Source organism: Chryseobacterium aquifrigidense, from assembly GCF_006716485.1.
Taxonomy (GTDB): domain Bacteria; phylum Bacteroidota; class Bacteroidia; order Flavobacteriales; family Weeksellaceae; genus Chryseobacterium; species Chryseobacterium vietnamense.
Window position 1 is genome coordinate 3,140,838 of the sequence record NZ_VFPD01000001.1, and the last position, 13,863, is coordinate 3,154,700.

The 13,863-nt window shown below is 37.9% G+C and carries 6 protein-coding genes; 5 read left to right on the forward strand and 1 reads right to left on the reverse strand.

The features are described 5' to 3' along the window. Positions 1-173 precede the first annotated feature (173 nt). The 5 genes from ccoN to FB551_RS14070 all read left to right on the forward strand — a co-directional run bounded on the left by ccoN (position 174) and on the right by FB551_RS14070 (position 11,950). Positions 174-2,453, forward strand: a complete 2,280-nt coding sequence (ccoN, locus tag FB551_RS14050) for a cytochrome-c oxidase, cbb3-type subunit I (protein ID WP_047435907.1) — start codon at positions 174-176, stop codon at positions 2,451-2,453. A gap of 19 nt (positions 2,454-2,472) precedes the next feature. After that, positions 2,473-3,360, forward strand: a complete 888-nt coding sequence (locus FB551_RS14055) for a cbb3-type cytochrome c oxidase N-terminal domain-containing protein (RefSeq protein WP_142017923.1) — start codon at positions 2,473-2,475, stop codon at positions 3,358-3,360. Between the two features lie 292 nt (positions 3,361-3,652). Then, positions 3,653-8,680: a translocation/assembly module TamB domain-containing protein gene (locus FB551_RS14060; RefSeq protein ID WP_142017924.1), complete on the forward strand. Its 5,028-nt coding sequence runs from the start codon at positions 3,653-3,655 to the stop codon at positions 8,678-8,680. Then, a complete protein-coding gene (gene tamL / locus FB551_RS14065) occupies positions 8,680-11,007 on the forward strand; it encodes a translocation and assembly module lipoprotein TamL (RefSeq protein WP_142017925.1) in 2,328 nt (775 codons plus the stop codon). The genes FB551_RS14060 and tamL overlap by 1 nt, the downstream gene beginning before the upstream one ends. Position 11,008: 1 nt before the next feature. Further along, positions 11,009-11,950: a YihY/virulence factor BrkB family protein gene (locus FB551_RS14070; RefSeq protein WP_142017926.1), complete on the forward strand. Its 942-nt coding sequence runs from the start codon at positions 11,009-11,011 to the stop codon at positions 11,948-11,950. A gap of 109 nt (positions 11,951-12,059) precedes the next feature. Here FB551_RS14070 and argS read toward each other — a convergent pair whose 3' ends face one another. Beyond that, the gene (gene argS, locus FB551_RS14075; RefSeq protein WP_142017927.1) at positions 12,060-13,820 is read right to left on the reverse strand and encodes an arginine--tRNA ligase; all 1,761 of its coding nucleotides are present in this window, start codon (positions 13,818-13,820) and stop codon (positions 12,060-12,062) included. Between the last annotated feature and the right edge of the window lie 43 nt (positions 13,821-13,863).

Below are 13,863 nucleotides of genomic sequence, written 5' to 3' on the forward strand. Positions count from 1 at the left end.
TAGTAGTTTTCGGTATATTTTAGAAGATTATCTATTAGCCTCCAACAAAGTTAATAAATACCTTTGGCAAAACATTATACACGTTACATGATATTTATTTTCAACATAGAAAAGACTTAAAAATACATCTTTTTTCAGAGAAAATATCACTTCGGTAAACACTATTGGAATTTATGGAGACGCAAAAATTTAATTATGACAATAATATTGTCAGAGCATTCCTCTATGCGACTATCGCATTCGGACTTGTGGGATTTCTGCTGGGGCTTACAGCTGCACTGATGCTTTTTTATCCTGAATTGCCTGAATTTTTATTCGGTACGGATGATACAACTATTAAAAGCTTAGCTTCAGGTAATATTCAGGGGCTGATTAATACTCAGGGAGCCATGGGCTTCGGAAGAATCAGAATGCTTCATACCAGTGCTGTAATTTTTGCTTTCGTATGTAACTCCTTTTTCTGTGGTGCATACTACAGTATGCAGAGACTTCTTAAAACCAGAATGTACAGTGATACCCTTTCATGGATTCACTTCTGGTCATGGCAGTTAATGATTGTTAGCGTGGTTATTACATTCCTTATGGGAATCAATACTTCTAAAGAATATGCTGAACATGAATGGCCTATTGATATCTTAATTGCCTTCTCATGGATCATTTTCGGAATCAATATGTTCGGAACTATTGCTAAGAGAAGAGTAAGACATTTGTATGTAGCGATCTGGTTCTATCTGGCAACATGGATTGCTGTTGCAATGCTTCACATCTTCAATAATCTTGAAGTTCCGTTATCTTTCACAAGCTGGAAATCTTATTCTGTATATGCAGGTGTAAAAGATGCATTAGTACAATGGTGGTATGGGCACAATGCAGTAGCATTCGTATTAACCACCCCTGTATTAGGTCTGATGTATTACTTTATGCCAAAGGCAGCTCAGCGGCCGGTATTCTCATACAAACTATCTATTATTCACTTCTGGTCGCTGATCTTTGTATATCTTTGGGCCGGGCCTCACCACCTGCAATATACAGCTTTACCTGCATGGGCTCAGGCGGTAGGAACAGGATTCTCTATCATGCTGATTGCACCGTCATGGGGAGGAATGCTGAATGGTCTTCTTACGCTAAGAGGAGCATGGGATAAAGTAAGAGAAAATCCGATTCTTAAATTCTTTGTAGTAGCGGTTACATGCTATGGTATGGCTACTTTCGAAGGACCTTTATTGGCAACAAAATCATTAAATAAAATTGGTCACTATACCGACTGGGTTATCGGCCACGTACACTTAGGTGCTCTCGGATGGAATGGTTTCATGGCATTCGGAGTGGTATATTATCTGGTTCCGATCATGTGGAGAACATCCCTTTGGTCTAAAAAACTGGCCAACTGGCACTTCTGGTTGGGAACATTAGGAATTATCTTCTACGCCGTACCTATGTATATTTCAGGATTTACTCAGGGATTAATGTGGAAACAATTCAATCCGGACGGAACATTATTGTGGAAAAACTGGCTGGATACAGTAACTGCAATTATTCCTTACTTTAAAATGAGATTCTTAGGAGGAGTGCTTTATCTGTCCGGAGCGATTTTAATGGTGATTAATGTGATCAAAACGATTAAAGCCGGTTCATTCCAGAAAGAAGTTCCTGCAGAAGCTCCTGCATTGGCCAACATCGGCACTTCAAGAAAAGAAGGCGAAGGTGTACACCTTTGGTTGGAAAGAACTCCTACTCTGCTTTCTGTATTAGCTTTTGTTACCATAGCAATCGGTGGATTGGTGGAAATTGTTCCTACACTGTCACTGAAGCAAAGCGTTCCGACAATTACCGCAGTAAAACCATACACACCGCTGGAACTGGAAGGGAGGGACTTATATATCCGTGAAGGATGTAACTCCTGTCACTCACAGATGATCAGACCATTCCGTGATGAAGTGGTAAGATTTGAAGGAAAAAACGGACAGTATTCCAAGGCTGGAGAATTCGTATACGACAGGCCATTTTTATGGGGATCTAAAAGAACAGGTCCGGATTTACATAGAGAAGGAGGAAGAAACCCGGATTCATGGCACTTCAAACATATGTATAACCCAAGAATTACGTCCGCCGGTTCTATTATGCCACGTTTCCCATGGCTGATTACCAATAAACTGGACCGCGATCAGATGGTTGATAAAATGAAACTGATGAAAAATGCTTTCGATGTTCCTTATACAAAGTCTCAGATAGATTCGGCCAACCAATGGGCAGATAATCAGTCAAAAGCAATTGTACAGAGAATTTACGCTGAAGCAACAGATGTAAAAGATCAGATGGCCAAAGAAAAAATAGCAAAAGGATCAGCGTATGTGCCGCTTGAACAAAGAGAAATTGTAGCAATGATCGCTTACCTGCAAAGACTAGGTACAGATATTAAAACAACACAGGTACAGACTGCAAGCGTAGAATAATATTTAAAATTAAACTGCAATGAAAACGAGAACCCCCATTTCAATATATATCGCCACAACGATAGGTTTAACGATCATGGCCTTTGAAATGTTCGCCGGAGATTCAGGATATTTTTCTTCTCCTTTTTTCTGGGCGCTGATATTAATCGCCACTATCCTATTGCTGATCATGAACTCTATCGGAGATCTGGTGGAAAATGAAAGTTTCAACAGATTATCCGAGGAACAGAAAAAACAATATCTGGAAGAAAAAAAAGTTCCTTATTACCAAAAATTATGGAACTCAGCATTCAAAAAACAAACCGCTACAGAAGAAAAAGATATTCTTATTGACCACGGTTTTGACGGAATTACAGAGCTTGACAACTCTCTTCCGAAATGGTGGATCGGCCTGTTCTGGTTCGGATGTATTTTCTGTGCAGTCTATCTGTTTGCCTTTTCTTTTACAGATTATGCCCATCCGGAAGCAGAATACACCAAAGAAACAAAAACCATGTTAGCATCTATTGCAGAGTATGAGAAAACTGCTCCTCAGATCAATCTGGAATCTGCAAAATACAGTGCTGATAATATTGCCGAAGGACAGGAACTTTTCAAAACGAATTGCGTTACCTGCCATGGAGACGGTGGAAAAGGAGGTATAGGTCCAAACCTAACCGATACCCACTGGATCAATATCAAAGAAAAAAGTTTATTTAAAAATGTATTCTGGATGCTTGAAAACGGCTCGCCCAATAATCCTACCATGAGACCTTTCATCAAGGAAGGAACCATCACAGGAAGAGATGCAGAGAAAATTGCCGCTTACATTTATCACATCAACCAGGAAACCGCTCCTATCACACCGGCACAAGGTGGTGCCGCTCCTCAGGGAGAAGAAGTGAAATGGGAAAACGGAAACAACTAAAATTATTATTATCTATCATATAAACCATGCCACGCCCCCATCACAACTACTAACATTTGAATTTTCATTTTTGCTAACTAACCTTTTCAACATTAAAAAATGATAAAAGGGGGCGTTTTTTAAAATAACAATCCCTGCCTTGGCCCGTCTTATTCAACTATTCACTTGACAACTACAAACTAGAAATTCCATAAAAAGACAGCCAAGGCAGGATTTTTGCATTCGCAAAAGGGTACCACAACAAAGACCAAATAAAATAGTATTATTATCTTTGTTAGAAACCTCATCGCATTTGAAACTGAAAATCAACACCACAAAACTTTTAAGGCGTATTGCAATAACCTTTATTTCAATATTGGTTCTTCTTACCCTGTTGATCCTAAGCTTAAGGCTTCCTGCCGTTCAAAACTTTATCAAAGACAAGCTGATTGTTTATCTGGAAAAAAAGATCAAAACTCCCGTAAGCCTTGAAAGAGTCTATATAGGATTTCCCAACAGCCTTGTTATGGAGAATCTCTATCTCAAAGGACAGGATGTAGATACGCTTCTTGCCGTGAAAAAGCTGGATGTAGGGTTACATATGCTGAAGCTTCTTAATTCTACCGCAGATATTACGTCTGTTGAAATGCAGGGAGCACGTGCCAATGTGGTACGGAAACCGGACGGTAGATTCAATTTTGACTATATTATAGATGCTTTTGCTTCCAGTGATAAAGAAGAAAGTCCTTCCAAACCATTCATTATTTCTCTTGATAAAATTAATTTAAAAGATGTTGGGGTCACCTTCAATGACCAACAGTCGAAGAATGATATTCAGCTTTATTTTAAGTCTTTCGATACAAGGGTTAAAACTTTTGACCTTAGCAAAAACAAGTATGCGGTCAATGATATCAATCTTGACGGATTAAAATTAAAGTTAAAGCAGGGACTTGTAGAAGAAGTTGCTAAAAAAGTAGAGAAAAAAGTAGATTCTCTTAATGAAAAGAAGCCCATGAATATTGGGTTAAGAGGAATCAAGCTTACTCATTTTGATATTGACTACGGTGACGAAAATACCAAAACATTCGCAAAAGTTATATTCAAAGAGCTGAGCACAAAGGTTAACAAACTGGATCTGGAAAATAATGCTTTCAACGTAGCCAATGTATTTCTTTCCGGAGCGGATATTGATGCCAATCTTTATCTTCCTGCTCAGAATGCCAATCCGAAAAAGGACAAAGAACCTGAAGTTTCTAAAGTTTCCGATCAGGATAAAGCGATGAAACTTCTTTTAGGAAAGCTTGTTTTGAATGATGTAAAGGTAAATTATAACAATACTGCTATCGCCCCAACTAAACAGGGAATGGATTTCAACCACCTTAATTTTTCCAAAATGAATGTGGAAGTAAGAAGCTTCAAAATGGAAAACAACACCTTTGCAGGAACAGTGAATTCTGCAGAAATCAAAGAAGGCAGAGGACTGGATATCCAAAAATTCAATACCGATTTCGTGTATGCAGAAAAGGAAGCATACCTGAAAGATCTTTATCTTCAAACTCCAAAAACCCTATTGCGTGATGAGGTTATTTTAAACTATAACTCAATCGATCAACTTAGTTCAAACTTAGGCGCTGTAAAGATTTCAGCCAACATCAAAGATTCAAAAATAGGATTCTCTGACATTTTGAATCTTGTTCCGACGTTGAAAAATACTGTCCCGTTTAATAAATATCCTAACGCTATTCTCAATGTAAACGCTAATGTAAAAGGGAGCGTGAATGATCTTTTAATTCAGGATCTTAAAGTTTCAGGCCTGGATCAGCTGAGGGTAATGGCATCCGGAAAGATCAAAAATGCAATGAATCCTGATCAGTTATATTATGATCTGAGAATCGGGGAGCTTTCATCCAATGCCAAGACAATATTCAATCTTGTCCCTAAAAATACAATTCCTTCCAATGTTTCCCTTCCTTCCCATTTCAGTATCAAAGGAAATGCAAAAGGAACAACCAAAGTGGTGAATACAGATCTAAACCTGTACTCTACTTTGGGGAATGCGGCTGTTATCGCACAGGTAGACATGCGCAGAAAGAATCATGAACTGTATAATATAAAGGCTAATCTGCAGGGAATTCAGGTTGGAAAAATTATTCAGAATAAAGATATCGGTGCTATCACCGCACAGATTGCTGCCAAGGGAGAAAGTTTTGATTTTAAAAATGCCAATGCGGACTTAAAAGGACATGTTGCTTCTGCTGTCTACAAAGGATACCGTTATCAAAACATGAATCTTACCGGAAAGATCAACAAAGGAGCATATCATGTTATTCTGGACTCAAAAGATCCGAATGCCAGTTTACAGCTGACCGCTTCCGGGGTGTATGATGAAAAAAATCCTACGGTAAAAGTGAATGGAGAAGTCATCAAACTGGATGTCAACAAGCTTGGCTTCTATGAAAAACCAATGATTATTGCCGGAAAAATTGATGGAGATTTCACCAGTCTGGATCCTAATAATCTGAACGGATATTTAAACCTTAAAGATTTTGCATTTTCAGATACCAAAGAAGTATATCCTGTACAGGAAGTCAATCTGAAAGCTTCTTCCACTCAGGATTCTACCCAGATTGTTTTCAATTCTCAGGTGGCAGATGTGGAGCTGAAAGGCAAATATAAACTCACCCAGATTTTTGGTGCGTTAACGAAAACTGTGAATCAGTATTATCAGTTCCAGAAGCCGGATAAAAGCCAGAAAATTGATCCGGGACAGCATTTTACCCTTACTGCAAAAATCAAAAATGATGATCTGATCAGGAAATTTGTTCCGAATCTGAAAGATTTTGAAACAATTAATCTGACAGGAAATTATGATGCAGATTCTCAGAAAATAGAGATTGACGGACAAATTCCAAGGTTATTATATGGTGAAAATACCATTGAAAAAGGAGCTTTAAAAGTAACGAATGAAAATCAGGCATTACAGTACAGTCTGAATGTTGCCGCACTGAAAAGCTCAAGTTTTTCTTTAAACAAAATCAATATCGACGGAGATATTGCAGACAACACGATACGATATAATGTTACCACAAAAGACGAAAAAGATGCCACCCAATTCCTGATTGCCGGAAATGCAAAATCGTTGAATGATATTACAGAAATATCTCTGAACCCGAATGGCTTAAAACTCAACTATACGGATTGGAATGTGGCTGAAAACAACAAAATCCAGATCAGCAATAAAGGAATTCTGGCTGATAATTTCATTCTCTCCAATGGAAACAGTGAAATTGCCGTTCAGTCCGAAAGCAGCAGCCCAAGCAGTCCTCTGAATATTTCGTTGAAAGATTTCAAGATTGAAACCATTACAGAACTTATTAAAAAAGATACGGTTCTGGCAAGAGGAACTATTAACGGAACCGCACAGCTTCGTGATGTGACTAAAAATATGACCTTTACTTCGGACCTGAATATTTCTGATTTGATCGTCTATGGAAGCCCTGTCGGAAATCTTGCAGTAAAAGTGAACAATGCTTCACCAAAGGTTTTAAATGCTGACATTGCACTTTCCGGAAATAATAATGATGTAAAAATCCTGGGAGATTATAATACCTCTTCCAGTACTTTCGACCTGAATATGGCGATCAATCAGCTTCAGATGAAGAGTATTCAAGGGTTTTCTATGAATGCAATTACCAATACGGAAGGTTATCTTTCAGGAAATTTAAAGATCACCGGAACTACTGATAAGCCTAATATTTTAGGAAAAGTAAAATTCAATGATGCAGGATTGGAAATTGCCAAAACCGGAAGTGATTTCAGACACCTGAGTGATGAAATAGATTTTACAAGCCAGGGAATCGAATTTGATAAATTTAAAATTAAAGATAAAGACGGAAATGCTCTTGTTGTAGATGGCCAGGTTCTGACACAGACATACAGAGATTTCGCCTTTAACCTGAATGTGAATGCTAAAGACTTTAAAGTAGTCAATTCAGAAAAATCCAATGATGCAATCATGTATGGTGTTCTTGCTATTGATGCCGGACTTCATATCCGCGGAAACCTTGATCTTCCAAAAGTAGATGGAAGACTGAGCGTGGCAGACAATACGGATTTCACTTTTGTTCTTCCTCAATCCAGTCCTACTTTACAGGAAAGAGATGGTATTGTAGAATTTGTAGATCAGGATCAGGTGGTTTTAAATAAAACGATCAAAGCAGATTCTCTTAATGCACAAAGCCGTATCAAAGGAATGGATGTAAGCGTTAATATTGAAGTCAGCAAAGAAGCAAAACTGTCGCTTATCATTGATAAAGCCAATGGTGATTTTGTACAGCTTCAGGGTGAAGCAGAATTAACCGGAGGAATAGACCCGTCAGGAAAGACCACATTGGTTGGTGTATATGAAGTGGAAAAAGGTAGTTATGATCTTTCGGTGAGTTTCCTGAAACGTAAATTTGACATCCAGAAAGGCAGCACCATCACCTGGACCGGTGAACCTACAACGGCTCAAATGGACATTACTGCAGTTTATAAAACAGAAGCACCGCCTATTGACCTTGTAGAACAGCAGATCAGTGGAGAAAGTGCTTCAACATTGAATCAGTTTAAGCAGAGAGTTCCTTTCAATGCTTTATTAAAAATGAAAGGGGAATTATTAAAACCTCAGCTTACTTTTGATATTACTACAGATGAAAAAAACAACTCTGTATCTACCAATGTAAAAGATGTTGTAGATCAGAAGCTTGCCCAAATCAGAACTCAGGAGTCTGAGCTGAATAAGCAAGTGTTTGCATTATTACTTCTGAACCGTTTCATCGGAGAAAATCCTTTTGAAAGCGGAGCCGGAATGTCTGCAGAGACCATGGCGAGACAGAGCGTGAGTAAAATTCTTTCTCAGCAGCTGAACAATCTTGCGGCAGGTTTGATTAAAGGGGTAGATCTTAATTTTGGGTTGGATTCTACAGAAGATTATTCCACTGGAGAGAAAAATACAAGAACCGATCTGAATGTTGACATCAGTAAAAAATTATTGAATGACCGTCTCAAAGTAACGGTAGGAAGTAATTTCGGACTGGAAGGTCAGGCGCGCCAGAATGAAAACATGACCAATATTGCGGGTAATGTTTCCGTAGATTACAGCCTTTCCAAAGATGGAAGGTATATGCTGCGTGCTTACCGTAAAGATGAATATCAGGTAGCTCTTCAGGGGCAGATCATAGAAACCGGAGTTGGATTTATCATTACATTGGATTATGACAAATTCCGGGAGATTTTCCAGAAATCTAAAGACAAGAAGCCGAAAAAGAATCAAAATAATCAAGTGGTAGAATTTAAATAATGAGTAATAAGTTCCATATATATTGTAAGTATCTGTTGGTTTCCGGAATGGCATCCACTGTGGTCTCGTGCAGCAATACAAGGTTTTTGAAAGAAGGCCAGATGCTTTACACCGGGGCCAAAGTAAAGATTGAAAATGATACAATTTCTAAAAAGGAAAAGAAAGATCTTCAGGCTGCATTAGAAGCCAATCTTACCCCAAAGCCCAATTCTACGTTTTTAGGACTGCGCCCAAAGCTGTATTTTTATAATATTGCCAAAGAACCGAAAAAAGATAAAGGTTTTAATTACTGGCTTAAATATAAAGTGGGTGAAAAACCTGTGTTGTTAGGTGATGTAGACCGTGAATTCAATAAAGATATTATTGTCAATTATTCTGAAAACAAAGGCTACTTCAATGCAAAAGCTTCTTATGATACGGTTTCAAAGAATAAAAAAGCTCAGGTTATTTATACGGTAAAGCCAGGTTCCAGATATCTGATTGATGGTGTAAAATTCCAGAAAGATTCTACACTGGTCAATCAGGAAATTCAAAGCCTTACTGATAAAACCCTTCTTAAAAACGGAAGACCGTTTGACCTGGATGTCATCAAAGCTGAAAGAGACAGAATTGACAACAGGTTAAAAGAAAGAGGTTTTTATTATTTCCATCCTGATAATATTATTGTTCAGGCGGACAGTACGGTGAGCAAAAATCATAAGGTTGAGCTTAATGTAAAGCTGAAGGACAATACGCCGGATCTAGCAACTCAACAGTTCAGTATTGATAATGTTATTGTATTTCCCAATTACAACATTCAGGATGTAAAAGATGGTAAATACAGTATACCGATGGACAAAGATTCTCTTTCTAAATATCGTTTCGACGACATTTACGTTATTGATCCGCAACATAAGTTTAAACCGAAAATTTTTGACAGAGCCTTATATTTCAAAAAAGGAGATCTTTATAACCGTTCCAACCACAATCTGACCCTGAACCGATTGATCAGTCTGGGTGTATTCAAATTTGTAAAGAATGAGTTTATCGTATCTGATTCTTTAAGCCATAAATTTGATGCGTATTATTTATTGACTCCAAGACAGGTCCAGTCGCTTCGTCTGGAAGCATTGGGAAGAACAAACTCTGCCAACTATGCAGGTAGTGAGTTGAACCTGAACTGGACCCACCGAAATTTTTTCCGTGGTGCAGAACAATTCAAAGCAGCCATCTTCGGAGCTTTTGATTTCCAGATGGGAGGCGCTCAGAATGCCAATAATATTTTCCGTGCAGGAACGAATGTACAGCTTTCCATCCCGAGAATTGTGGCACCGTTCCGTTTTCATTCTTCCAGTGAGTTTGTTCCCAGAACAAATATTACATTGGGATATGAATTCCAGAACAGAACACAATATTATACCCTTAATAATTTTACCGGATCATTCGGATATGTATGGAAAGAAAATGCAAGAAAAGAACATGATCTGAAAGTGATTGATATTACATTGGTATCCCCGGCAAATGTTACGGAAGAATACCAAATTAAAGCTGATGCAAACCCAGCGATGGCAAGAGTTGTAGCAAAGCAGCTTATTTTCGGTCCGACCTATTCTTATACCTATACCAATACTATGCTTCCTAAGACCAATACCGTTTATTATAAGGGAACGCTTGATCTTGCAGGAAATATCACGGGATTGGTTACCGGAGCAGATGTAAAAAAAGATAAGGAAAAGAAAATATTTGGAATTCCTTTCAGCCAGTATGTAAAAATTGAAAACGATTTCAGGTTCTATCATAAGTTCACGGAAAAGTCTTCATTGGCTACGAGATTTATCGGAGGAATTGCTTATCCATACGGAAACTCAGAATTTATTCCTTTCTCCAAACAGTTTTTCTCAGGAGGTAGTAACAGTATCAGGGCATTCCGTGCAAGAACATTAGGACCGGGAAGTTTTGACCCGAGAACGATAGATCCAGGGACTTATTTTGACCAGTCCGGAGATATCAAACTGGAATTAAATGCGGAATACCGTGCCAATCTTTATAAATTTTTAAATGCTGCCGTTTTTGTAGATGCCGGAAATATCTGGCTGCTTCACGACGACAAAGACAGACCGGGAGCAAAGTTTTCAAAAGACTTTTTAAATGAAATTGCGGTGGGAGCCGGAGTAGGTCTGAGACTGGATTTTTCTATCCTGATTCTAAGACTGGACCTTGCCATGCCATTGAGAGTTCCTTACTATCAGAAAGGAGACAGATGGGCCTTCGATAAAATTAATTTCGGAGACTCTAACTGGAGAAAAGATAATCTTGTTTTAAATATTGCCATCGGATATCCATTTTAATATGATTAAAAATGCTAAATTTTTCTGGGAGGTTCTGAAAGATACATTTACTGAATGGAACAATTCTTCTGCATCAAAAGATTCAGCAAGTCTTGCCTATTATGCCATCTTTTCCATTCCCGGATTATTGATCATTATTATCTGGGTACTGGGAAATTTCTTTGGTGAAGAAGCTATCCGTGGGCAGATCAGCTCACAGATCAGCGGTATTATGGGTCCGGATGTGGCTAAAAGTATTGAAGGAATGCTGGCTGGTGCTCTTATTGACAAAAAGAATATTTTTATGAAGGCTGTTGGGGTAGGATCTTTGGTTTTTGGTTCTACTACCCTGTTCTTTCAGCTTCAACATTCATTAAATACACTTTGGGAAGTTGAGGCCGCCCCTAAAAAGGCATTAGTGAAATTCTTACTGGACAGAGCGAATTCCCTGGGAATGATTCTTATTCTGGGATTTCTTCTGATGATCACCATGATTTTATCTTCTCTGATCAGCCTGTTTAATACGATTATCACCCAATATTTTGGTTTTGAAACCTATATGCTGGTAGAAACTGTGAATTTCGCCGTAGGTTTCGGTCTGGTTATGCTTTTATTTGCTTTAATGTTTAAAGTTCTGCCCGATGTTTTGGTCAGCTGGAAACCAGTATGGAAAGGTGCATTTCTGACTACTGTTTTATTTACATTGGGAAAATTTTTATTAAGTCTTTATTTTAATCAGGTAAAACCTACCTCAGCCTTTGGTGCTGCCGGAACTGTTATTCTGATTATGATGTGGATCAATTATTCTTGTATGCTGATATTCTTTGGTGCCGAATTCACCAAAGTGTATACCTACAAAAAAGGCTACAAACTAATTCTTTCCAAACATGCACGATGGATTCCTGCTAAACTGTATGCGGATAGTCTGAAGCAGATGAGTGGTGAGAGTAATGATAAGGCGTAGATTCGGGTTGCGGGTTTCGAGATTTTGAGATTCGGGTTATTTCCCGCAAGACCAGATTATTAATTTATATACAAAAAAGCCTCCTGAATTTTTCAGGAGGCTTTCTGTTTTACATTCTGTTTACGGTTCCGATTCCCAGCAACTCTAACGATTTTTTGATCGTCTTTGCTGTGATATCTGAAATATTTAAACGGAATTGTTTTACATTTTCATCTTCCTGATTCAGGATCGGATTATTCTGATAGAAAGAGTTGTATGCTTTCACAAGGTCATAAACATAGTTGGCAACCAAAGCAGGGCTTAAGGTTTCTGCAGATTTAGCCACTATAGTTTTAAAGTTGGTCAGTTGCATAATCAATTCTTTTTCAGATTGATTCAATTCAATATTAGCAGTTTCTGTCTGTAAAGCACCTGCTTTTGACAATAATGACTGAATACGTGCATAAGTATATTGGATAAACGGACCTGTATTCCCATTAAAATCAATACTTTCTGCAGGGTTGAAAAGCATTTTTTTCTTAGGATCTACTTTAAGCATGAAATATTTCAATGCTCCCAATCCTACCGTTTCATAAGATGCTTCTTTCTCTTCATCTGAAAGGGTTTCTAATTTTCCTAATTCCTGAGCTTTAGATTTTGCCGTTTCATACATTTCCTGCATCAGGTCATCTGCATCAACTACAGTTCCTTCACGGGATTTCATTTTACCTTCAGGAAGCTCTACCATTCCGTAAGAAAGGTGGAATAACTGATCTGCCCATTCATATCCCAGTTTTTTCAGGATTTTAAATAAAACCTGGAAGTGGTAATCCTGTTCATTTCCAACAGTGTAAATCAGCTTTTGAATATTGTTTTGTTTAAAACGTTCAACTGCTGTTCCAAGATCCTGAGTCATGTAGACTGAGGTACCGTCTGAACGTAGTAACAGTTTCTGGTCAAGTCCTTCATCGGTAAGGTCACACCAAACAGAGCCGTCTTCTTTCTGATACAGAACTCCCTTATCCAAACCTGCCTGAATAAGATCTTTCCCTAAAATATAGGTATTGCTTTCATATTGAACCTGGTCAAAATCAACACCTAATCTTTTATAGGTTTCGTTGAATCCTTTATAAACCCATGAGTTCATTTCTGCCCAAAGCGCTCTTACTGTTTCATCTCCATTTTCCCAGTCCAGAAGCATTTTCTGAGCTTCCTTCATCACCAGAGCTTCTTTTTTTGCCTGCTCCTCTCCTACACCCTGCTCTACAAGCTCTGCAATTTCTTTTTTGTAGTTTTTATCAAATTCTACATAATAGTTTCCTACAAATTTATCACCTTTGGTATTCGTTGTTTCAGGAGTTTCTCCTTTACCGAATTTCTCCCAGGCCAGCATGGATTTACAGATATGAATCCCTCTATCATTGATAATCTGAGTTTTGATTACGTCATATCCTGCTTCCTTTAAAATCTGAGCTACAGAGAATCCTAATAAATTATTTCTGATATGCCCTAAATGCAATGGTTTATTGGTATTCGGTGACGAATATTCTACCATTACTGTAGCATTTTTCTTTTCTATAGTGGAGAAATTCCTGCTTACAGATCTGAAGTTATCTACAAACAATTGGTTTTTCACTTTAACATTCAGGAAGCCTTTTACTACATTAAAGCTTTCAAAAATTTCCGTCTGCTCTGTTAAAGCTTCACCTAATTCAACCCCGATACTTTCAGGATTTTTTTTCAATTGTTTTACCAAAGGGAAGGTAACAATGGTAAAATCACCCTCAAATTCCGTTTTATTTTCCTGAACTTCCAGTTTGATGTCTTTTAACTGATATACATTTAAAATAATTTCTGAAAGTTTTTGCTCTATGATATCTTTAATATTCATTTCAAAATTTTGAAGTACAAATATACGGAAATAAAAAAACCGC

What these genes read in the sequence shown, in the direction of transcription:
- ccoN (WP_047435907.1), top strand. Translation starts at nt 174, where the DNA reads ATGGAGACGCAAAAATTTAATTATGACAATAATATTGTCAGAGCATTC.
- FB551_RS14055 (WP_142017923.1), top strand. Translation starts at nt 2,473, where the DNA reads ATGAAAACGAGAACCCCCATTTCAATATATATCGCCACAACGATAGGT.
- tamL (WP_142017925.1), top strand. Translation starts at nt 8,680, where the DNA reads ATGAGTAATAAGTTCCATATATATTGTAAGTATCTGTTGGTTTCCGGA.
- FB551_RS14070 (WP_142017926.1), top strand. Translation starts at nt 11,009, where the DNA reads ATGATTAAAAATGCTAAATTTTTCTGGGAGGTTCTGAAAGATACATTT.
- argS (WP_142017927.1), bottom strand. Translation starts at nt 13,820, where the DNA reads ATGAATATTAAAGATATCATAGAGCAAAAACTTTCAGAAATTATTTTA.